General features: G+C 69.1%; 18 protein-coding genes. 14 read left to right on the forward strand and 4 right to left on the reverse strand.

Going from position 1 to position 21,143, the window contains the following annotated elements; all coding sequences use genetic code 11:
• The first annotated feature begins 10 nt into the window (after nucleotides 1–10).
• Nucleotides 11–2,842 (forward strand): [protein-PII] uridylyltransferase, encoded by a 2,832-nt coding sequence (locus T8K17_RS05400; RefSeq protein WP_322333479.1) that lies wholly within the window; start codon nucleotides 11–13, stop codon nucleotides 2,840–2,842.
• Between the two features lie 274 nt (nucleotides 2,843–3,116).
• The gene (gene murJ / locus T8K17_RS05405) at nucleotides 3,117–4,661 is read left to right on the forward strand and encodes a murein biosynthesis integral membrane protein MurJ (RefSeq protein WP_322333480.1); all 1,545 of its coding nucleotides are present in this window, start codon (nucleotides 3,117–3,119) and stop codon (nucleotides 4,659–4,661) included.
• Between the two features lie 56 nt (nucleotides 4,662–4,717).
• Here the strand turns inward: murJ (T8K17_RS05405) and T8K17_RS05410 are convergent, their stop codons facing one another.
• Nucleotides 4,718–5,545: a hypothetical protein gene (locus tag T8K17_RS05410; protein WP_322333481.1), complete on the reverse strand. Its 828-nt coding sequence runs from the start codon at nucleotides 5,543–5,545 to the stop codon at nucleotides 4,718–4,720.
• A gap of 140 nt (nucleotides 5,546–5,685) precedes the next feature.
• Between T8K17_RS05410 and trpS the strand changes: the two genes are divergently transcribed.
• Nucleotides 5,686–6,690, forward strand: coding sequence for a tryptophan--tRNA ligase (trpS, locus tag T8K17_RS05415; protein ID WP_322333482.1), 1,005 nt, complete (start codon nucleotides 5,686–5,688; stop codon nucleotides 6,688–6,690).
• Here trpS and murJ (T8K17_RS05420) read toward each other — a convergent pair.
• Together murJ (T8K17_RS05420) and T8K17_RS05425 are read right to left on the reverse strand one after the other, a co-directional pair.
• Nucleotides 6,687–8,021 (reverse strand): murein biosynthesis integral membrane protein MurJ, encoded by a 1,335-nt coding sequence (gene murJ, locus T8K17_RS05420; protein WP_322333483.1) that lies wholly within the window; start codon nucleotides 8,019–8,021, stop codon nucleotides 6,687–6,689. The two genes, trpS and murJ (T8K17_RS05420), sit on opposite strands and share 4 nt — an antisense overlap.
• Entirely contained in the window at nucleotides 8,018–9,382 is a 1,365-nt protein-coding gene (locus T8K17_RS05425) for an adenylate/guanylate cyclase domain-containing protein (protein ID WP_322333484.1), read from the reverse strand. The genes murJ (T8K17_RS05420) and T8K17_RS05425 overlap by 4 nt, the downstream gene beginning before the upstream one ends.
• 90 nt (nucleotides 9,383–9,472) lie before the next feature.
• Between T8K17_RS05425 and T8K17_RS05430 the strand changes: the two genes are divergently transcribed.
• Together T8K17_RS05430 and T8K17_RS05435 are read left to right on the forward strand one after the other, a co-directional pair.
• Complete coding sequence (locus tag T8K17_RS05430; protein WP_322333485.1) at nucleotides 9,473–10,051, forward strand: NifU family protein; 579 nt, start codon at nucleotides 9,473–9,475, stop codon at nucleotides 10,049–10,051.
• A 102-nt stretch (nucleotides 10,052–10,153) separates the two neighbouring features.
• Nucleotides 10,154–11,143, forward strand: a complete 990-nt coding sequence (locus T8K17_RS05435) for a glucosaminidase domain-containing protein (protein ID WP_322333486.1) — start codon at nucleotides 10,154–10,156, stop codon at nucleotides 11,141–11,143.
• Between the two features lie 46 nt (nucleotides 11,144–11,189).
• Here the strand turns inward: T8K17_RS05435 and T8K17_RS05440 are convergent, their stop codons facing one another.
• Entirely contained in the window at nucleotides 11,190–12,239 is a 1,050-nt protein-coding gene (locus T8K17_RS05440) for a polysaccharide deacetylase family protein (RefSeq protein ID WP_322333487.1), read from the reverse strand.
• An 82-nt stretch (nucleotides 12,240–12,321) separates the two neighbouring features.
• Here T8K17_RS05440 and tsaB point away from each other — a divergent pair, with 82 nt between their 5' ends.
• From tsaB to lnt, 9 genes are all read left to right on the forward strand, one after another.
• Complete coding sequence (tsaB, locus tag T8K17_RS05445) at nucleotides 12,322–12,984, forward strand: tRNA (adenosine(37)-N6)-threonylcarbamoyltransferase complex dimerization subunit type 1 TsaB (RefSeq protein WP_322333488.1); 663 nt, start codon at nucleotides 12,322–12,324, stop codon at nucleotides 12,982–12,984.
• Nucleotides 12,981–13,454: a ribosomal protein S18-alanine N-acetyltransferase gene (gene rimI, locus T8K17_RS05450; protein WP_322333489.1), complete on the forward strand. Its 474-nt coding sequence runs from the start codon at nucleotides 12,981–12,983 to the stop codon at nucleotides 13,452–13,454. Before tsaB ends, rimI begins: the two co-directional genes overlap by 4 nt.
• Nucleotides 13,455–13,604: 150 nt before the next feature.
• Entirely contained in the window at nucleotides 13,605–14,441 is an 837-nt protein-coding gene (locus T8K17_RS05455) for a GNAT family N-acetyltransferase (protein ID WP_322333490.1), read from the forward strand.
• 2 nt (nucleotides 14,442–14,443) lie between these two features.
• The gene (locus T8K17_RS05460; protein WP_322333491.1) at nucleotides 14,444–15,322 is read left to right on the forward strand and encodes a lysophospholipid acyltransferase family protein; all 879 of its coding nucleotides are present in this window, start codon (nucleotides 14,444–14,446) and stop codon (nucleotides 15,320–15,322) included.
• 263 nt (nucleotides 15,323–15,585) lie between these two features.
• Complete coding sequence (gene miaB / locus T8K17_RS05465) at nucleotides 15,586–16,995, forward strand: tRNA (N6-isopentenyl adenosine(37)-C2)-methylthiotransferase MiaB (protein ID WP_322333492.1); 1,410 nt, start codon at nucleotides 15,586–15,588, stop codon at nucleotides 16,993–16,995.
• Nucleotides 16,992–18,011: a PhoH family protein gene (locus T8K17_RS05470; RefSeq protein ID WP_322333493.1), complete on the forward strand. Its 1,020-nt coding sequence runs from the start codon at nucleotides 16,992–16,994 to the stop codon at nucleotides 18,009–18,011. Before miaB ends, T8K17_RS05470 begins: the two co-directional genes overlap by 4 nt.
• Nucleotides 18,008–18,586 carry an rRNA maturation RNase YbeY gene (gene ybeY, locus T8K17_RS05475; RefSeq protein ID WP_322333494.1) on the forward strand — a complete coding sequence of 193 codons (579 nt, stop codon included), beginning with the start codon at nucleotides 18,008–18,010 and terminating at the stop codon, nucleotides 18,584–18,586. Before T8K17_RS05470 ends, ybeY begins: the two co-directional genes overlap by 4 nt.
• Nucleotides 18,583–19,509, forward strand: a complete 927-nt coding sequence (locus T8K17_RS05480) for a hemolysin family protein (RefSeq protein ID WP_322333495.1) — start codon at nucleotides 18,583–18,585, stop codon at nucleotides 19,507–19,509. Before ybeY ends, T8K17_RS05480 begins: the two co-directional genes overlap by 4 nt.
• A gap of 22 nt (nucleotides 19,510–19,531) precedes the next feature.
• Complete coding sequence (gene lnt / locus T8K17_RS05485; protein ID WP_322333496.1) at nucleotides 19,532–21,091, forward strand: apolipoprotein N-acyltransferase; 1,560 nt, start codon at nucleotides 19,532–19,534, stop codon at nucleotides 21,089–21,091.
• Nucleotides 21,092–21,143 lie beyond the last annotated feature (52 nt).

Raw genomic sequence — 21,143 nt, forward strand, 5'->3', positions numbered from 1 at the left:
GGAGGCTTTCGTGGCCGCTACAGCCGAGGCCGAGACCCGGACGGACCCATCCCGCGAGCGCGGCGCGCCGGCGGTCGAGCTCGCCGTCCTGGGCAAACGGGTCCCCAACCGCAAGGCGATCTGCGACGTCCCGGCCCTGGCCGCCGAGATCGAGGAAGCGGCGGCCGACCTGAAGGACGCGGCGTTCCGGCGCGGCGCCATTCTGGACCTGCTGAAGGACGCCCTGGCGGATGCCACCGGCGAGATCCGCCGCCGGCTGGAGGCGACGAATGACGGGGCCGCCTGCGTGCGCGGCCGGGCCTGGCTGATGGACCAGATCATCGGCGTCATCGCCACCCACGCCGCCGAGCGCGAGTTTCCGGCCACCAACCCGACCACCTCCGAACGGATCGCCGTCACCGCCGTCGGCGGCTACGGCCGCGGCGAGCTGGCGCCGCAATCCGACATCGATCTGCTGTTCCTGCTGCCCTACAAGCAGACCGCGCGCTGCGAGCAGATCGTGGAGTACATGCTCTACCTGCTCTGGGATCTCGGCCTGAAGGTCGGCCACTCGACCCGCTCGGTTGCCGAGTGCATCCGCCAGTCGCATGCCGACATCACCATCCGCACGGCCATGCTGGAATCCCGCTTCCTGTGGGGCGACAACGCGCTCTACGAGGAGATGCGCGAGAAGTTCATGGCCGATATCGCGTCCGGCTCGCCGCTGGAGTTCGTGGAGCAGAAGCTGCAGGAATCGGACAACCGGCACCGCCGCATGGGCGACAGCCGTTACGTTGTCGAACCGAATATCAAGGACGGCAAGGGCGGGCTGCGCGACCTGCACACGTTGTTCTGGATCTCGAAATACGTCTACCGGATCGACGACGTGGCCGAGCTGGTGCCGCGCGGGGTGCTGGACCTGGCGGAAGCCCGCCGCTTCGCCCAGGCGCAGAAGCGGCTGTGGACCATCCGCTGCCATCTGCATTACCTGACCGGCCGGCCAGAGGAGCGGCTGACCTTCGACGTGCAGCCGGTTATCGCCGAGCGCCTGGGCTATACCGACCGGGCCGGGGCGATCGCGGTCGAGCGCTTCATGAAGCACTATTACCTCACCGCCAAGGATGTGGGCGACCTGACCCGCATCTTCTGCGCGGCGATCGAGGCCGAGTACAAGCGCCGGCGCCGTCGCTTCCGCCTGCCCAAGATGTTCGGCGAGCAGCGCTTCGGCGACTTCCGGGTCGAGGGCGACCGCATCACCGTGATCGATGACGACGCCTTCGAGCGCGATCCGGTGAACCTGATCCGGCTGTTCCACGACAGCCATTTCCGCGACCTGATGATCCACCCCCATGCTCTGCGGGTGATCACCCAGAACCAGGCGCTGATCAACGCCGACCTGCGGCGCGATCCGGAGGCGAACCGGCTGTTCGTGGAGATCCTGAGCAGCCCGAAGGGGCCGGAGCGCATCCTGCGGCGCATGAGCGAGGCGCGGGTGCTGGGCAAGTTCGTGCCGGATTTCGGCCGGGTCGTCGCCCAGATGCAGTTCGACATGTACCACACCTACACGGTGGACGAGCACACGCTGGTCTGCCTCGGCGTGCTGCATGCGATCGAGCAGGGCGAGCTGAAGGACGTGGCCCCGATCGCCACCGATGTGGTGCACAAGATCCTGTCGCGCCGGGCGCTCTACGTGGCCCTGTTCCTGCACGACATCGCCAAGGGGCGCGGCGGCAACCACTCGATCCTGGGCGAGCGGGTCGCCCGCCGGGTCTGCCCGCGCCTGGGCATGACCGAGGAGGAGACCGACACGGTCGCCTGGCTGGTGCGCTGGCACCTGCTGATGTCCGACACCGCCTTCAAGCGCGACATCCATGACCCCAAGACGGTGGAGGATTTCGCCCGCATCGTGCAGTCGCCGGAGCGGCTGCGCCTGCTGCTGGTGATGACCGTGGCCGATATCCGCGGCGTGGGCCCCCATGTCTGGAACGGCTGGAAGGCGCAGCTCCTGCGCGACCTGTACTACGCGACCGACGAGATGCTGACCGGCGGCACCTCGCCGACCAAGACCGGCGCGCGGGTGGCCGCCGCCAAGCGCAAGGTGGCCGAGCAGCTCGCCGGCTGGACCGAGGCGGAGGTCGAGGCCCATCTGGCGCTGGGCTACGCGCCCTACTGGCTCGGTTTCGATACCGAAACGCTGGTCCGCCACGCCTGGCTGGTGCGCCGGGCCCAGGCCTCCGACGCCCGTCTGGTGGTGGAGCACCGGCTCGATCCGGACCGCGAGGTGACCGAGGTGACGGTCTATGCCGCCGACCATCCGGGCCTGTTCTCGCGGATCGCCGGCGCGATGTCCTCGGTCGGCGCCAACATCGTCGATGCCCGCATCGTCACCCTGGCCGACGGCATGGCGATCGACACCTTCATGATCCAGGACGACAAGCGGCAGATGTTCGACCGCCCCGACCGGCTGGCACGGCTGGCGTCGGCCATCGAGCGGACCCTGGACGGCAGCCTGCGGCTGGAGGAGCAGCTCGGGAAGAAGGGCGCGCTCACCACCCGCCGCACCCGGGCACTGAAGGTGCCTCCGCGGGTGCTGATCGACCAGAAGGCCAGCGTCACCCACACGGTGATCGAGGTGAACGCCCATGACGAGCCCGGCGTGCTCCACCGCATGACCCGGGCCCTGGCGCGGGTTGGCGTGCAGATTCATTCCGCTACCGTGTCGACCTATGGCGAGCGGTTCGTCGACGTGTTCTATGTGAAGGACGTCTTCGGCCTGAAGATCGACAGCGCGCGCAAGCTCGACGAGATCCGTGCGGCGCTGCTGGAATCGCTGGGCGTGAAGGCTGAGGGGAAAGCGAAGTAGCCCTTCCACACCGCGCGTCCCGGCCCTTCGACACGTCGCCCGCCCCGGATCAGATCCGGGCCGGGCTCCTGCTCAGGGCGAGGTCATTATCAACCCTTCACTTTTCGTCATCCCGAAACGAGTTCGGGATGACGATTGGAATATATTTTTATACCTCGCCCTGAGCAGCTCCCGCAGGGAGCGTGTCGAAGGGCCGGCCGCCGCACCACCCGCCTTAAATCCGCCGCAAGCCGGCCATAGGCCTAGCGCGCCGAATCACGTACATCCTGGCTCCATGAACCTCGCCCGCGCCATCGCCACCGTCGGCGGCTACACCATGATCAGCCGGGTGACCGGGTTCGTGCGCGACATGCTGATCGCCGCCGTGGTCGGGGCGGGGCCGATCGCTGACGCGTTCTTCGTCGCCTTCCAGATCCCCAACTTCTTCCGCCGGCTGACCGGCGAGGGCGCGCTGACCGTCGCCTTCGTGCCGATGTTCGCCGGCATGGTGGAGACCAGGAGCCAGGAGGCCGCCGTCGCCTTCGCCGGGCAGGTGCAGTCGGTGCTGCTGCTGGTGCTGCTGATCCTGCTGGCGGTGGCCGAGATCGCCATGCCCGGGGTGATCCTGCTGCTGGCCCCGGGCTTCGGCGGCGACGATCCGCGCTACGATCTGGCGGTCGAGCTGACCCGGATCACCTTCCCCTACCTGCCGCTGATCTCCCTGGTGGCGCTGTGGGGCGGGATGCTGAACAGCCTGGGCAAGTTCTGGGCGATGGCGGCCGCCCCGATCCTGCTCAATCTGATCCTGATCGCCGCCCTGACCCTCGCCGCCGGCGTGCTGGAGACGCCCGGCCACGTGCTGGCCTGGGGCGTGACGGTGGCCGGGGCCGCCCAGGCGCTGTTCGTGGCGGTCGCCTGTCGCCGTGAGGGCGCGCTGCCGCCGCTGGTGCGCCCGCGCCTGACCCCGGAGGTGAAGCGGCTGCTGGTGCTGATCGGCCCGGCGGCCCTCGGCGCGGGGGTGGTGCAGGTGAACGCCTTCATCGGCATCCTGCTGGCCTCGCTGCTGCCGGCGGGTTCTGTCTCCTATCTCTATTACGCCGACCGGGTGGTGCAGCTGCCGCTGGGGGTCGTCGGCGTGGCGATCGGCACGGCGCTGCTGCCGATGTTGTCGCGCCAGGTGCGTGCGGGAGAGAAGGGTGCGGCGATCTGGACTCAGAACCGGGCGCTGGAGATCGGCCTGCTGCTGACGGTGCCGGCCGCCTTCGCCATCTCGGTGATCGCCGATCCGCTGATCACCGTGCTGTTCCAGCGCGGCGCCTTCTCCGCCACGGACGGGTTTGAGACGGCGATAACCCTGGCCGCCTATGCCGCCGGCCTGCCCGCCTTCGTGCTGATCAAGGTGTTCCAACCCGGCTTCTTCGCCCGCCAAGACACCGCCACCCCGGTCAAGGTCGCCGCGGCCGCCGTGGTTGCCAACCTCGCCTGCAACGCGGTCCTGCTGCCGATGTTCGACCAGGTCGGCATCGCCCTGTCGACGGTGATCTCTTCCTGGCTGAACGCGGCCCTGCTCGCCACCCTGCTCTATCGGCGCGGCCATCTGGCGCTGGACAAGCGGCTGCTGGTCCGCGCCCCGAAGATCGTCCTGGCCGCTTGCCTGATGGCGGCGGCATTGTGGTTCCTGGCCGGGTGGCTCGCCCCCTGGCTCGCCGGTGCGACGGTCGAGCGGGTCGGCGCTCTGGCCGGGCTGGTGATTGCCGGCCTCGCGGTCTATGCCGCCGCCTGCCTGATCCTGAAGGCCGCCCATCCGCGCGATTTCGCCGCCATGCGCCGGGCCGGATAGAGCACGATCGGTCCAGATCGAAACGATCTGAACCGTGAATCGTCCTCTCTAAACCTTCACGCCAGCTCCACCACCAGGGCGGCGGCATCGTCGGAGGTCTTGAACCGGCCGAACCGGATGTCGTCGGCCGCATCCGCCTCGAACCCCCGCAGCTTGGCGATGAGCGCCGGCAGCCCCTCGCTCTCGGCCGCCGCGAACAGGCCGGCATCGTCGTACAGGCCGTACATATCGACCAGCCGGTAGAACCCGTCGGTGCAGAGCAGGATACGGGTGCCGGGCTCGGCGGCGGTCTCATGGGCGTTGAGCCCCGCCATCGCCTCCGGATGCACGCTGAGGACCCAGTATCCCCCCGGCCGGTTCATCGCCGCCCGCTGCCGGCGCAGGGTGGCGGCGATGTCGCTGCCGTCGGAGAGCAGGCGGCGGGCCTGGGCCTGTTCGTCGAGATCGCGCGTCGGTTTCGGTGGCGAAACGACCCCCTGGCCGGGATGTTGGATCAGGGCGGTGCAATCGGCGAAGCCGCCGAAAGAGAGGGTGCCGGCGGCACCGTTCCACGTCATGAGCGTCAGGGCGGCACTCGGCATGTCGCCGGGCGGGATCGCGGAGATCGGCGCGCCGGTCTGCCCTTCCACCGCGGCGCGCAGGCCGTCGATCAGCGCCGCCACAGTTTCGGTCACGTCACCGCCGGTGCCGTCGCGCAGCAGGCTGTCGGCCTGTCCGGCGAACCAGAACGCATCGCTGGGAGCCTCGGGAAACAGCCGCGCGGCGCAGACATCGGTGGCGCCATCGATCACCCAGGCGAGACCCCGCGCCGGGTCGCAGCCGACCCGGTCCTCGGAATCCCGGCCGTTGCCGGGATCGTTCACGCTTTCGATCACTCGGATCACGGCGGGCTCCTTTCGGCTCCCGGTTGCGTCGGATGCTTGATTTGCAGGCGCTGGCCGGGGATAAACCGGCCACGGGCGTCCGTGGGCGCCCGCATACAGACTTCACCGATGCACCCTAGCCGATGGCGAGTCCCTGATCCATGAGACGCATCTTTTCCGGCATTCAGCCGACCGGTAACCTGACCCTGGGCAACTACCTCGGTGCGATCCGGAACTGGGTGGCGCTCCAGGGCGAGAAATCCTACGAGTGCATCTTCTGCGTGGTCGACCAGCACGCGATCACCGTCCCGCAGGATCCGACCGCGCTGAAGCAGGCGACCCGCGAGGTCGCGGCCAGCCTGATCGCCGCCGGCATCGATCCGACGGACAGCATCCTGTTCAACCAGTCCCAGGTGGACGAGCACATGAAGCTCGCCTGGGTGCTCGGCTGCGTGGCGCGGGTCGGCTGGCTGAACCGCATGACCCAGTTCAAGGACAAGGCCGGCAAGGACCGGGACAACGCGACCACCGGCCTCTGGTGGTACCCGGTGCTCATGGCCGCCGACATCCTGGCGTACAAGGGCACCCATGTGCCGGTTGGTGACGACCAGAAGCAGCACCTGGAGCTCGCTCGCGACATCGCCCAGGCCTACAACTCCATGTTCGGGGTCGAGTTCTTCCCGCTGCCGGAGCCGCAGATCCTGGGCGCGGCGACCCGCGTCATGAGCCTGCGCGACGGCACCAAGAAGATGAGCAAGTCGGACGCCTCCGACATGTCGCGCATCAACATGACCGACGACGCCGACACGATCGCCAATAAGATCAAGAAGGCGAAGACCGATGCGGAGCCGCTGCCGAGCGAGGCGGCGGGTCTGGCCGAGCGGGCCGAGGCGCGCAACCTGGTGACCATCTATGCGGCGCTCTCGGACAAGAGCGTCGACGAGGTGCTGGCCGAATATGGCGGCCAGGGCTTCGGCAAGTTCAAGCCGGCCCTTTCGGACCTGGCGGTCGACGTGCTCGGCCCGATCGGGGCGGAGCTGCAGAAGCTGATGGCCGACACGGACTATATCGACGGCGTCCTGGCCAAGGGTGGCGACCGGGCCCGCGCCCTGGCCAAGCCGATCGTCGAGGAGGTCTACGACACCGTCGGTTTCCTGCGCCCCTAACTCCTTCGGGCCTGATCGCGCAGGATTCCGAGATACAGCACCGCTCCCGTCATCGCGAAGGCGGGAGCGGTCGCCAGCGCGATCCCGACCACCCCCCAGTACCGCATGAACAGGGCGTTCAGCGCGATCGTCAGCACGATGTTCACGGCCGCGGCCACCGGGATCACCCCGCCGAGATTGAGCACGGCGGCGGCCCGCACCAGGATCACCACCGCCGCGAAGGCCGGAAGCTGGGTCGCATAGGCGCTCAGCACATGGGCCACCAGCTTCGTGTCCTCCGCCGTGAAGGCGCCGCGCTGGTACAGCAGGGCGATCACCGGCTCCGACAGCAGCCAGGCGACGGCGACCCCCGGTATCGCCAGCAGGATCACCACCACCAGATGCCGCTTCAGGCGCGCGAACAGGGCCGCCGGATCGTCCAGCGCGTTCTCCGCATAGGCCGGCAGGACGGAGATGCCGAGGGCGGTGGTCACCACATGCAGCCCGGCCAGCACCAGTTTCGCGCCATAACCCAGGGCCGAGGCGGCCCCTTCCCCGAGACGCGCGGCCATGAGCTGGTCGATCAGCCCTGCGCCGGACAGCAGCAGAGTCGCCAGGAACAGCGGCCCCCACCGCCGCAGCAGGGCGGCGAGATCCGCCCGGCTTGCGGTGAAGGACAGCCGGTAGCCCAGCCGCCGGGCGGCGGTCAGCACGATGGCCGCCTCCGCCACCGTCCCGACCACCGCCCCCCAGGCCAGGGCCGACACGCCGAGACTGTCGCGGAATCCGATCAGCAGCAGGGCCATGGCGAGTGGGGTGAGTACCGGGGCGATGGCCGGCAGGGCGAAGCGCCGCTCGGCGGTCAGCACCGCGCCGCCGGCATAGGCCAGGCCGCCCAGGATCGCGAACAGGGTCATGATCCACAGCATGTCCGAGGCCAGGGCAATGGTGCGGGGCGCGTAGTCGGGAGCGACCGCGGGCAGGTAGAGCGGGGCGAAGGCGGCGCAGAGCAGGGCCGCGCCTGCGATCACCGCGGCCACGATCCCGGCCCCGGAGGTCGCCAGGGCGGCCGCCCGCTGCCGGTCGCCGCCGCGCCGGGCCGCCAGCAGGGCGGGGATGGCGGCGATCTGGAACGAGCCGGCGACGATCTGCACCAGGAAGACCGGCAGGGCGAGCGCCACGAAGAACGCGTCCACCTCCGGGCCGCGGCCGTAGATCATCGCGATCACCGCCTCGCGCAGGAAGGCGGAGGATTTGGCGACGACGGACAGGATCGCGATGGTCGCCCCGGCCCGGGCGATGGCGCGGTCGTCCATGGCGGAGGCCGCCGGTGCCTGATCGGCCGGGCTCACGACAGGTCGGCGGGGGTGAAGACGTCGATCGGCCGGGCGAGGCCCTTCACGGGATGTGCGCCCAGCGGCGTCAGGGGCTCGCCGACGGCGTCGGCGAACTCGCGCGAGGCCAGGATCTTCGCCGACAGGGACCGGGTCAGCCCCTCGATCCGGTTGGCCAGGTTCACCGCCGGGCCGATCACCGTGAAGTCGAGCCGCTCGGCGCCGCCGATATTGCCGTAGCCGACCTCGCCCAGATGCAGGGCGATGCCGAAGCCGATCGCCGGCTTGTCCTGGCGGAAGCGCAGGGTGTTCAGGGTCTGGACCAGCGTCACCGTATCGCGGGCTGCCGCCAGCGCCAGCCGGCACGCCTCGGCATCGCCCTCTGCCTGACCCCGGGACGGATCGGCCGGGAAGATGGCCAGCATGCCGTCGCCGAGGAACTTCAGCACCTCGCCGCCGCGCTCCTCCACCGCCTGGACCGCGCGCTCGAAGTAATCGTCCAGCATGTGGATGATCTCGTCGCGGCTGAGCTGGTCGGACAGCGTGGTGAAGTCGCGGATGTCGGTGTACCAGATCGCCGCCCGGATGCCTTCGGACACACCCCGCACGATCTCGCCGGCGAGAATGCGCTCCCCGGTGGCCCGGCCGAGATAGGTGGTCAGAAGCTGGCGGGTCAGGTCGCGCCGCTCCAGCACCTCCATGCGTAGGGAGAGCGCGGGCATGAACTCCCAGATCTCGCGCAGTTCCTCGGTGTTGAAGCCGCCGGGGCGGTCCGCCGTCCAGGTGGTGAAGTTGATGTTGCCGTCGGAGAACACCAGCGGCATGGCGACATAGTCGGTCGCCCCCTCCTCGCGCAGATCGTTCAGGATGGGGAAATCGTTCTGCTCGCCTGGCATGTCGAGGCGCCGCCGGATGCCCTGGGCGCCTTCGAAGATCAGCGGCATCGGGCTCTGTTTATAGGCGGTGGTCTGCTGCATGCCGCGCATGACGCGCATCTGCCGCGGCTCGTCGATGTCGCGGTACCAGACGATGGAGGTGCCCGTCGCCTGGGGATGCAGGGTGGTGATGAAATAGGTGATCCGCATCAGCGGGTAGCCGCGCGCCACCAGAAGGCGGCCGAGATCCCGGGCGAGAAACCGGCGCGAGGAGTAGACGGCGGACTCCTTCAGGATCCAATGCAGCGGGGTCAGGGTCGGATCGACCGGGGGCAGATCGGAATCGTCGTCGTCGTCGAGGAACCGGACGAGCTGGCGGGCCTCCTCGTTGCTCGGCCCGACGATCCGCCGCAGGACCGGCGCATAGCCAACAGGTCCGGCGTCCGTCGGCTCTCGTGCGTCGCCGGTATGGGCGTTCTCGTCCGGGGTCTGACTTGACGTCATCGGCCCACACCCCAACTATGCGTCATCTGCCGGCATCGGCGCGGCGGGCGAACCGCGTGCGCCCCCGATGCCAGACTGGAGAAATGAGTCATGTTCATTCAGACCGAAGAGACCCCGAATCCGGCGACACTGAAGTTCCTGCCGGGACGCACCGTTATGGTGAGCGGTACCGCCGAGTTCAAGTCGGAGGAGGAGGCCGCTGCCGGCTCGCCCCTCGCCGCGGCGCTTTTCGACGTCGATGGCGTGACCACGGTTTTCCTCGCCAACGAGTTCATCAGCGTCAGCAAGCGCGACGACAAGGAATGGTACCTGATGAAGCCGGCGGTGCTGGGCGTCATCATGGAGCATTTCGTCGCCGGCAAGCCGATCCTGGCGGACGGCGCGACCGAGGCCTCCGAGGCGGAAGTCCTCCCGGAGGACGAAGAGGTCGTCTCGCAGATCAAGGAACTTCTGGATACGCGGGTCCGCCCGGCCGTTGCCATGGACGGCGGCGACATCGTCTTCCACGGCTACCAAGACGGCGTTGTCACGCTGACCATGCAGGGCGCCTGTGCCGGCTGCCCGAGCTCGACCGCCACGCTCAAGATGGGCATCGAGAACATGCTGCGCCACTACATCCCGGAAATCCGGGAAGTCCGCGCCGCCGGCGGCATGGCCGACTACTACTGATCTCATCAGGACTCCGATCCCGGTCGAGCCGCCAGCCGGCCGAGGTCGGGACCGGGAGGCTGTATGGTTCCCAGAACGATAACATCCGGACGCGCCCGCTGGGTGGGCCTTATCGTGGGCGCGCTGTGCCTGGTCGCGTACCAGGGCTCGGCTTTCACCTTCGGCCCGCCGCACTGGCCGCTCCCGGAGCGCACGGCGGCACCCTCCGCCCGCCTGGGGATCCCCGCCCCGCTGCCGGACGCGGGGCACCCGTTCACGGTGGCATCCTCCGCGACGCTGCTCGGCCTGTACGACCGCGCGTCCTACGATCTCGGTACGGTCCGGGCGGGCGAGACCGACGTGCCGCGGCTGTACCTGACCGCCCTGCCGGCGGATTTCGACAGGGTCGAGGATGTCGGGCCGCGCAAGGACGCCTTCCTCCGCACCGTGCTGCCCCTGATCCTGCGCGTGAACGCGGAGATCGAGATCGACCGGACCCGGGTGAGCGCCCTGCTGGAGCGTCTGCGCAACGACGAGAAGCTGCGGCGGAGCGACGCCGAATGGCTGATCTCGATCGCCCGCCAGTACGGCGTGATCGACGGCGACGCCGCCAATCCCGAAACGGCGCTCACCGGGGCGGCGGGCCGCACGCTGCTGCTCCGGGTCGATGCCGTGCCCGTGCCCCTGGCGCTTGCCCAGGCGATCGTCGAGAGCGGCTGGGGCCGGTCCCGCTTCGCGCGCGAAGGCAACGCCCTGTTCGGCCAATGGACCTGGGACAAGTCCCAGGGTCTGGCGCCTTCCGGCGCGCCCGAGGCGGGCCATGCCGTGCGGGCGTTCGGCAGCCTCCTGGACTCCGTGCGGGGCTATATGCACAACCTCAACACCCATGCGAGCTACCGGGAGTTCCGGGCCGCACGGGCCGACGGCGCCTCGCCGCGGGCCCTGGCCCGGACGCTGATCCGCTACAGCGAGCGCGGGGCGGTCTATGGCGAGGAACTGGTCGCGCTCATGGCGCAGAACGACCTGGAGGACTTCCGCGATGCCCGGCTGGGCGCCACGAATATCCGGCGCGGCGTCGGTTGGGACTCGCTCGAGGATATTCCTCAAAGCTGACCGGCGCCAAAGCTGACCGGCCCCAAGGCCGGCCGGGCGCGGACCGTCACCGCGGGATGTAGAACTGGATCCCGTACCAGTGCCAGCGGCCGTCCGGACCCGGCATGGTGCAGTTGACCCGGGCCCGGCCCGCCGGGAACGGCTCGGACAGCCTGACCTCCACCCGATCGCCCAGCACTTCGGTCTGGGTGCGGCCCTGGCCGGAGGCGTAGCAGTCGATCCGGCTGGGATCGCCGATCTCCGGCGCCACGGTGAAGCCGAAGGGCGGCGGGTTGTTCGAGGTGACGATCAGGTCGGCCGGGACCCGGTCGCGGATCGGCAGGGGCAGGGCGTTGGCGGTCAGCCGGAAGCGGTCGATCCCGCCATAGGTCTCGTTCAGGGCGAACCGCGGCAGGCCGAACCGGTCGCTGGTGGCGTGCAGCACCCCGGACTGTTGGCCGAAGGCCGCGGCATAGCCGCGCTCGGCGACGATCTTCTCGATCTGCAGGCCGTACTCGCCATAGGGATAGGCGAACAGGGTCGGCCTTTCGCCGAGCTCGTCGAGCATCCGGCCAGCGGCCCGGTCGAGTTCCAGTTTGACCGTATCCACATCCAGGTCCGGCAGATGCGGATGGGAGGCGGTCTGGCTGCCGATGGTCACGCCGGCGGCATGAAGCTCGCGGATCTGGTCCCAGGTCATATAGCCCGGGCTGGCGCGGTCGATCGGATCGGTGGCGATGAAGAGCGTGAACGGAATGCCGGCCTTCTTGAGTCGCGGCCAGGCTTCGGCGTAGACCGAGACATAGGCGTCGTCGATGGTGATGGCGACGGTGCGGTCCGGCAGGTCGGCCCCGGTGCGCATCTTCTCCAGGATGTCCGGCAGCGGCAGGACGGTGTATCCGCCGGTGCGCAGTTCGCCGAGCTGTTCCTCGAACTGGTCGAGGCGGATATTGGCGCTGGGATACTCCGCTTCGCCGAAACGGTGGTACATGAACACCACCGCCGACTCGGCCGCGAATACCGGCGTCGTCCCGACACCGAGGGTGACGGCGGACGGGGCGGCCAGCAGGCCGGTCAGGGTCAGCGCGAACGCGAGGGCTCGGACACGTAACTTCATGGGATGTAGACTACTTCATGCCAGCCGCAATTCGAAATGCTGCGCATCGCCGCAAGCAGGGCAAGCGTAACGGGGCCGGGCGATGAGCCGATTGCTCGCCATCGACTGTTCCGCCGGGGCCTGCTCGGTCGCTCTCGCCGAGGAGGGAGAGATCAGGGCCGCCGCGCGGTTACGGCTCACCCGCGGGCATTCCGAGGTGATCCTGCCCATGGTTGAACGGGTGCTGGCGGAGGCCGGCTGCACGGCGGACTCGCTGGATGCCGTTGCCGCCACGGTCGGCCCCGGCAGCTTCACCGGCCTGCGAATCGGATTGGCGGCGGCGCGCGGGCTGGCGCTGGCGGTCGGCGCCCGCACGGTGCCGGTCACCTCCCTGGAAGCCCTGGCCCATGCCGCGGGACCGGCGGACACCCCGCTGCTCGCCGCCCTCGACAGCAAGCGCGGCGACCTGTTCTGCCAGTGGTTCGACGGCGCGGGCCGGCCGGTGGACGTGCCGTCGGTGCGTCTGGCAGCGGACGCGGTGGCGCTGGCGCCGGCTCCAGCCTTCCGGTCGGCGGGAGACGCGGCCGACGCGGTGACCGACGCCGCGGCCCCGGCCGGCAAGACCGTCACCGTCGAGGCAGACTGCGAGGTGCCCGACGCGGTGTCGGTCGCGGCGGTCGCGGCCGTCCGGCTCGCGGCCGGCGGGGAAGGACCCTTGCGTCCGCTCTATCTGCGGGCTCCGGCGGTCAACCTGCCGGCGTCATGAGCGACCGCGAGGCGCTTCTGGCAGCGCTGCGCGCCGCCGAACAGTCGGACGCGGACGCGATCGCGGCGATCCAGCAGGCCTCCTTCGACGACCGATGGGGGGCGGAGTCCGTGGCGCGGCTGCTGTCCGGTCCCGCCAACCTGTCGATGGTGGCCGAGAGCGCCGGCCGGATGGTCGGCTTCGTCATCGGTCAATGCGTGGTCGATACCGCCGAGGTGCTGGCGGTCGCGGTGGAGGCGTCGGCCCGGCGGGCGGGGTGGGGTGCTGCGCTGCTGACCGGGTTCGAGCGGGTGGCCCGGGCCTCCGGCGCGGATCGGGTGATCCTGGACGTTGCCGCCGACAACGACCCGGCCCTGGCCCTCTATACCGGTCGAGGCTACGAGACCGTGGCGCGCCGCGACCGGTATTACGCGTCCGGCCGCGCCGACCCCGTGGACGCCCTGGTGATGGTTAAAAAGCTGCCGATTTAGAAGGTTTTGTGAAGGCCGACTGACGCCTGCATTGCGACTTGTAGTCATGCGGATGCGACGGTACGGTCGCGCGATCCGGTCCGCCGGCCTCCGATGCGGCCGATGAACATGGCCTCGCAAGGACATCCCGTCGATGTCAGATAGCGGCAGATGAGCGACACGACCGAACGCCCAGCGATTATCTCCCCCGATCCGGATGCGGCCTTTCCGGCGATCGTCTCCGGCGAGTTGGAGGTCCGTCTCGCCCGCGACGCGGAGGAGATCGACGCCTCCCAGGCCCTGCGGTACCGCGTCTTCTACGAGGAGCGCTCGGCCAAGCCGATCGGCGAGATGGCGGCGCTCAAGCGCGATTTCGACGCCTTCGATCCGATCGCCGACCACCTGCTGGTGCTCAACCACGCCAAGGGCGAGGGAGCGAAGGCGGTCGTCGGCACCTACCGGCTGATCCGGCGCTCGCGCCTGCCCGCCGGCCGCACGTTCTACACCGCCGGGGAATACGACATCTCCAAGATCCTGGCCTTCCCCGGCGAGATCATGGAGCTGGGCCGGTCCTGCGTCGACGTGGACCACCGTAACCGGCCGACCATGCAGCTCCTGTGGCGCGGGATCGCGGCGTACGTGTTCCGGCACGAGATCACCCTGATGTTCGGCTGTGCGTCCCTGCCCGGCACCGATCCCGATCTGGTCGGCGGCGATCTCAGCTATCTCTACCACCACCACCTGGCGCCGGACTCCCTGCGGGTGCGCGCCCTCGACCATCTGTATGTGGACATGAACCGGCTTCCGGCCGAGGGCATCGACGCCAAGCGCGCGCTCGCCGGGCTGCCGCCGCTGGTCAAGGGATACCTGCGGCTCGGCGGGTTCGTCGGCGATGGGGCCGTGGTCGATCCGCAGTTCAACACCACCGATGTCTGCGTGATCGTGCAGACCAGCGCGGTGACCGACAAATACTACAAGCATTACGAACGCGAGGCGCGTGGCGGCTGACCATGGCGGACGCAGTGGGTGGCTCGACAACGACGCACCGGCTCCGCCCGGTCTTTGTCGATGAGGCGGAGGAGCGGCGTCTGCTCGACCACGGGCAGGGGATGATCCGTTCCGAGACCAGGGCGGCCATCCGGCTCACCGCCTACTTGCTCCTGACCGTCGCGCTGATGCCGGTCCAGGCGGTGGCGGTGATGCTGCGGCTGCGGCTGGCCGAGCGTCTGCCGCGGTTTTATCACCGCCTATGCACCCGGATTCTCGGCATCCAGGTGATCGTGCGCGGCCGCCGGGTCCGCGAGCGGCCGGTGCTGTTCGTCTCGAACCATGTCTCCTATCTGGACATCACCGCGCTCGGCTCGGCCGTGACCGGATGTTTCATCGCCAAGTCGGAAGTGGCCGGCTGGCCGCTGTTCGGTCTGTTGGCCAAGCTGCAGCGCACGGTCTTCATCGCCCGCAAGCGCACGGCGGTCGCCAAGCACGGCGACGAGATCGCCGAGCGGCTGGAGGCGGGCGACAACCTGATCCTGTTCCCCGAGGGCACCAGTGGCGACGGGACCCGCGTTCTGCCCTTCAAGAGTGCCTTCTTCGCCGTCGCCGAGCGCCGCCCCGGCGGCCGGCCACTCACCGTCCAGCCGGTGTCGATCGCCTATACCAAGCTGAACGAGGTCCCGCTGGGGCGCGGATTGCGGCCGTTCTTCGCCTGGTATGGCGACATGGACCTAGCGCCGCACCTGTGGACGGTCGCCGCCTTGGGCAAGCTCACGGTGGTGATCGAGTTTCACCAGCCGGTGACCGTCGACGAGGCCGGCTCGCGCAAGGCCCTGGCCAGCCGCGTGCAGGAGCAGGTGGCGGCGGGCTTGGCCCGGGCCAATGCCGGGCGCTAGACGCGCCGCCCCGAAGATCTTCTGCCGCGGGTCATGCGAGTGTCGCTTGACAGGGACGTGGCATTTCGTAGGGTCCGGGAAGAGGCCGACCCGGACGATATCATCCGGCGCGATCAGCAAGCGGGAGTAGCCGCGACCTTGATGGATCAGGTGATCTGGCGCTGTCCCCGAAAGGGGCGAGGGATGCTCGGGTCTGCGATCACCGATCGCTTCCATGAGAAACGTATTCATGGAAGTCGGCGGCTTTGAACAAGACGGTCCCATTGAGCAAGAAACTTCACGTCAAGACTTACGGCTGCCAGATGAACGTCTACGACTCCGCCCGGATGGCGGATGTCATGGCGCCGCACGGCTATGCGTCCAGCGACCAGGCGGACGGCGCCGATCTGGTGATCCTCAACACCTGCCATATCCGCGAGAAGGCGACCGAGAAGGTCTATTCCGAGCTCGGGCGCCTGCGTGTGATGAAGGAGGAGGCCGCCCGCGAGGGACGCCGAATGCTGATCGCCGTGGCCGGCTGCGTCGCCCAGGCCGAGGGCGAGGAGATCGTGCGCCGCGCGCCGATGGTCGACATGGTGTTCGGCCCGCAGACCTATCACCGGCTGCCGGAACTGGTCACCCGGGCGCTCGGCAGCGAGAACCGGCGCGGCGCGGGCGTCGTGGACACCGAGTTCCCGGCCGAGGACAAGTTCGACCATCTGCCCGAGGAGAGCGCTGCCCAGGGGCCGGCCGCCTATCTCTCGGTGCAGGAGGGATGCGACAAGTTCTGCACCTTCTGCGTGGTGCCCTATACCCGAGGGGCGGAGTTCTCCCGGCCGGCCGAAGCGGTGATCGCCGAGGCGCGGCGTCTGGCCGCCGCCGGCACCCTTGAGATCACCCTGCTCGGGCAGAACGTGAACGCCTATCACGGCGTCGGTCCGGACGGCCGCGACTGGGGCCTGGGCCGGCTGATCCGCGCCCTGGCCGAGATCGACGGGATCGAGCGCATCCGCTACACGACGTCGCATCCGCGCGACATGGACGACGACCTGATCGCCGCCCATGGCGACGTCCCGGCGCTGATGCCGTATCTGCATCTGCCGGTTCAGTCGGGCTCCGACCGGATCCTCGACACCATGAACCGGGGCCATACCGCCGACGACTACCGCCGCATCGTCGACCGTCTGCGCGCCGCGCGGCCGGATCTGGCGCTGAGTTCGGATTTCATCGTCGGCTTCCCCGGCGAGAGCGACCGCGACTTCGCCGATACCCTGCGGCTGGTCCGCGAGGTCGGTTACGCCCAGGCCTATTCCTTCAAGTACAGCGCCCGGCCGGGAACGCCCGCCGCCTCGGTCGCCGACCAGCTCACCGAGGAGCAGAAGTCCGACCGGCTGGAGGCGCTGCACCAGATCCTCAACGCCCAGCAGCGCGCCTTCAACGAGGCCGCGGTCGGCACGGTTCAGCCGGTGCTGTTCGAGCGCCGCGGCAGCCGTGCCGGACAGCTCGTCGGGCGCGGCCCCTGGATGCAGTCGGTCCATGCCGACGCGTCGGACCGCCTGCTCGGGACGCTGGTCGACGTCGCCATCGATCTCGGCGGCGCCAACAGCCTGTCCGGTCGGGTCGTCACGGTCGACGCCGATCTTCCTTCGCCTTCGTCTCTCCCCCCTCCTCCTGCCGAAAGGGTTTCTGCGTGAGCACAGGCACGGCCGACGACGCTTCCGTCCAGCTCGAGTTTCACGATCACTCGCTGATTCCGCTGCTGTTCGGCGATCACGACCGAAACCTGGCCCGCATCGAACAGAAGCTCGGCGTCAAGCTGGAGGCCTTCGGCAACATCGTGCGCATTCTCGGCGCGGAGGACTCGTTGCAGACCGCCCGCGGTACCCTGGAAGGGCTGTACCGGCGGCTGGAGAAGACCAAGAAGAAGGGCCAGGATCCCTACCCGTTCGAGATCGGCGACGTGGACGCGGCGGTGAAATACGCCCAGGCGGCCGACGCGGCGGGCGGTGTGCGCGAGTTCGCGGGGGATGCGGGGCTCGATACCTTCAAGCGGCCGATCAGCGCCCGATCGCCGAACCAGGCCCATTACTTCAACCAGCTGATGCAGCACGAACTGGTCTTCGGTCTCGGCCCGGCCGGCACCGGCAAGACCTATCTCGCGGTCGCCATGGCCTGCGCCATGCTCAAGGCCAGACGGGTGGACCGCATCATTCTGTCGCGGCCGGCGGTGGAGGCGGGCGAGCGGCTCGGCTTCCTGCCGGGCGACATGAAGGACAAGGTCGACCCGTACCTGCGTCCGCTCTACGACGCGCTCTACGACATGATGCCGGGCGAGATGGTCGAGCGGCGGCTGGCCGCCGGCGAGATCGAGGTGGCGCCGCTGGCCTTCATGCGGGGCCGGACCCTGGCCAATGCCTATGTGATCCTGGACGAGGCGCAGAACACCACGCCGACCCAGATGAAGATGTTCCTGACCCGCCTGGGCGAGAATTCGCGCATGGCGGTGACCGGCGACCTGTCCCAGGTCGACCTGCCCCTGGGCAACAAATCCGGCTTGCGGGACGCGCTCGATCACCTACATGACGTCCAGGGTGTCGGGTTCGTGGAGTTCACCGCGGCTGACGTTGTCCGTCATCCCCTGGTTACACGCATCGTTCATGCGTACAATGCGCGTGACGGAGTACTTTTACCCGGCGACAAGAGTCGATGACCGACGAAGAATCTTCTGCCGAGGGCGACAGTCGTCCTCGATCTAGCACCCGGCCTTCCGGCGCGAGCCGGTCGGTCGAACTGGACATCTCCCTCACGGCCCCCGCTTGGGAAGAGGTTGCCGCAGACCTTTCCGCGCTCGCCGAACGCGCCGTTGTGGCGACGCTGGACGGCGCCGGGGCGACCGGCGATCTGGAAGTGTCGCTGCTGCTGACCGACGATGCGGAGCAGCGGGCGTTGAACCGCGACCACCGCGGCAAGGATTCCTCCACCAACGTGCTGTCGTTCCCGGCCGGCTTCGTGCCGCCTGCCGGCCCCCGGCCGCTGGGCGACATCTCGCTGGCGCTGGAGACGGTCGTCCGCGAGGCGGCGGAGCAGGACAAGAGCGTGGCCGACCATGTCAGCCACCTTCTGGTCCACGGCACCCTGCACCTGCTCGGCTACGATCACGGCGACGACGACGAGGCCGAGGAGATGGAGGCGCTGGAGCGCGAGATCCTGGCCGGTCTCGGGATCGCCGATCCCTATGCCGGCGGCGAACCGCTGCCCGGCGACGCGCGGGGAGCGGCGGCATGAGCGAGAATACCGCCTACGGCAGCAATGGGAACGGCAACGGCAACGGCGGCTCCGACAAGGGACCGCTGGTCGAGGCGTGGCGCACACTGATGCGTTCGGTCGGTCTCGGCCGCAACGGCACCTCCGCCGTCCGCGCCTCGCTGGAGGAGCTGATCGACGAGAACGGCGAGGATTCCTCGCCGATCGATCCGCATGAAGGGGCGATCATCCGCAACGTGCTCGGCCTGCGCGACATCACCGCCTACGACGTGATGGTGCCGCGCGCCGACATCGTGGCGGTCGATCAGGCCACCCGGCTGACCGACCTGTCGCGGCAGATGAGCGAAGTCGCCCACAGCCGGATCCCGGTCTACCGGGACTCCCTGGACGACGTGATCGGCATGGTCCACATCAAGGACGTGCTGGCCCATCTGAACAGCGGCGACGACGTGGCCGCCGGCGCTCTGGCCCGCGAGATCCTGATCGTCGCCCCGTCCTCGCGCGCCCTCGACCTGCTGCAGGAGATGCGCATGACCCGGCGCCACATGGCGCTGGTGGTCGACGAATACGGCGGCATCGACGGCCTGATCACCATCGAGGACCTGATCGAGGAGATCGTCGGCGACATCGTCGACGAGCACGACACCGAGGAAGGCCCGAAGCTCTCCGAGCGCTCCGACGGCACCATCGTCGCCGACGCCCGGGCGACGGTGGAAGAGCTGGAGGAGATCGCCGGCCAGTTCCTCACCGAGGACGAGCGCGAGGAGATCGACACCCTGGGCGGCCTGGTATTCAGCCTGGCCGGCCGCGTCGCCACCCGGGGCGAGGTCATCCGCCATCCCAGCGGCATCGAATTCGAGGTGATGGACGGCGATCCGCGCCGCCTGCGCCGCCTGAAAGTGCGCATGGTCCAGCCGAACGCCGCCGATCGTGCCGCCGAGTAGGAGCGGGCGCCGCCGGTGGGTCGTGCCCCTCGTCGCCCTGGGTGCCGGGGCGGCGACCGCCCTGTCCCTCGCTCCCCTGCATCTGCTCCCCTTCGCCCTCGGCCATGCCGCGCTGCTGGCCGTGGTGGCCGATGCGGCAAGCGTACGCTCGGCCGCCTTCCGGGCGTGGCTCTGGGCGCTCGGCTACCACATCGCCGGGCTGCATTGGATCGCCAACGCCATGCTGGTCAATGCCGGCGAGCATGCCTGGCTGATCCCCTTCGCCAATCTTGGTCTGCCGGCGGTGCTGGCGCTTTACGCCGCGCTGGCCGGGGGCCTGGCGCGCCGGCTGTTCCGCAACGGCTGGCCGCTCTGGCTCGGCCTGGCCGCCCTGTACACGGTGGCGGAATGGGTCCGCGGCCATGCCTTCACCGGCTTTCCCTGGAACCTGCCCTCCGCCACGGTGGATGGCTGGGTCGCCCTGCTGCAACCGGCCGCGCTGGTCGGCAGTTACGGGCTGAGCCTGCTGGTGCTCGTCGTCACCATGGCGCCGGCCCTGTGGCTCGACCGAAGCGTGTCGGACCGGGTCCGGACGGTCGCCTCGGGCTCGGCCGCCGCGCTGTTCCTGGTCCTGGCCGGCTGGGGGATGATGCGCGAGGCGACGATCCCGCAGATCGCAGAACCCGGCGGATCGGTCCCCGGCGTGGTGGTGCGGGTGGTCCAGGGCAATGTGCCCCAGCGCGACAAGTGGAACCCGCTGCTGAAGCCCGAACATCTGGGGCGCTACATCACCCTCAGCGATCCCGGCCGGCCGGCGGATGTCCGGGCGCCCGGATTGGCGGCCTCCGCCGACCGACCGACCGTGGTCGCCTGGCCGGAAACGGCGGTGGCCCACCTGATCGGCAATGCGCCGGAGCTGATGGCCGCACTGGCCAGGGTCGCGCCGCCGGGCGGCAGTCTGGTCTTCGGCGCGCCGCGCGTGGCCCAGGTCGACGGCCAGTCCGAGGTCTACAACAGCGTCTTCGCCCTCGACGACCGGGCGCGGCTCGACTGGATCTTCGACAAGGCCCATCTCGTGCCGTTCGGCGAATACGTGCCGCTGCGGAACATCCTGCCGGTCAACCCCATCGTGCAGAGCCGGCGCGACTTCACCCCCGGTCCGGGCCCGCGGACCCTGGAGATGAAGGGGGCGCCGCCGGTGTCCCTGTTGGTCTGCTACGAGGCGATCTTCCCGGACGGGGCGGTGGACCCGGCCGATCGGCCGGCCTGGCTCCTGAACGCGACCAACGATGCCTGGTTCGGCCGCTGGAGCGGGCCGTACCAGCACCTAGCCATCGCCCGGCTCCGCTCCATCGAGCAGGGCCTGCCGATGATCCGTGCGGCCAATACCGGCGTATCCACCGTAATCGATCCCGCGGGCCGAATCGTCGCAAGCATCGGCATCGGCGTGACCGGCAGCCTGGACAGTCTTCTGCCCGCCGCCATACCGGTACCGCTTTTCGGGGTATTTGGTGATATCCCCTTAATTCTTATGGTCGTATCGCTGCTGGCTGTTTCAGCGTACGGGCGATTTCGAGACGGTCGAAGAACTCCTGCGAATTGATTGGAATTAAATCAGTTTGCCCGATTTGAGTGCGTTGACTGAATACAATTGT

The sequence above is a fragment of the Thalassobaculum sp. OXR-137 genome (genome assembly GCF_034377285.1).
GTDB lineage: Bacteria > Pseudomonadota > Alphaproteobacteria > Thalassobaculales > Thalassobaculaceae > Thalassobaculum.

Excerpts from the sequence above, each read along its gene's own strand:
- T8K17_RS05430 (WP_322333485.1), top strand. The coding sequence starts at position 9,473 with ATGTTCATTCAGACCGAAGAGACCCCGAATCCGGCGACACTGAAGTTC.
- murJ (WP_322333480.1), top strand. The coding sequence starts at position 3,117 with ATGAACCTCGCCCGCGCCATCGCCACCGTCGGCGGCTACACCATGATC.
- trpS (WP_322333482.1), top strand. The coding sequence starts at position 5,686 with ATGAGACGCATCTTTTCCGGCATTCAGCCGACCGGTAACCTGACCCTG.
- T8K17_RS05440 (WP_322333487.1), bottom strand. The coding sequence starts at position 12,239 with ATGAAGTTACGTGTCCGAGCCCTCGCGTTCGCGCTGACCCTGACCGGC.
- T8K17_RS05480 (WP_322333495.1), top strand. The coding sequence starts at position 18,583 with ATGAGCGAGAATACCGCCTACGGCAGCAATGGGAACGGCAACGGCAAC.
- tsaB (WP_322333488.1), top strand. The coding sequence starts at position 12,322 with ATGAGCCGATTGCTCGCCATCGACTGTTCCGCCGGGGCCTGCTCGGTC.
- rimI (WP_322333489.1), top strand. The coding sequence starts at position 12,981 with ATGAGCGACCGCGAGGCGCTTCTGGCAGCGCTGCGCGCCGCCGAACAG.
- T8K17_RS05460 (WP_322333491.1), top strand. The coding sequence starts at position 14,444 with ATGGCGGACGCAGTGGGTGGCTCGACAACGACGCACCGGCTCCGCCCG.
- ybeY (WP_322333494.1), top strand. The coding sequence starts at position 18,008 with ATGACCGACGAAGAATCTTCTGCCGAGGGCGACAGTCGTCCTCGATCT.
- T8K17_RS05455 (WP_322333490.1), top strand. The coding sequence starts at position 13,605 with ATGAGCGACACGACCGAACGCCCAGCGATTATCTCCCCCGATCCGGAT.
- T8K17_RS05425 (WP_322333484.1), bottom strand. The coding sequence starts at position 9,382 with ATGACGTCAAGTCAGACCCCGGACGAGAACGCCCATACCGGCGACGCA.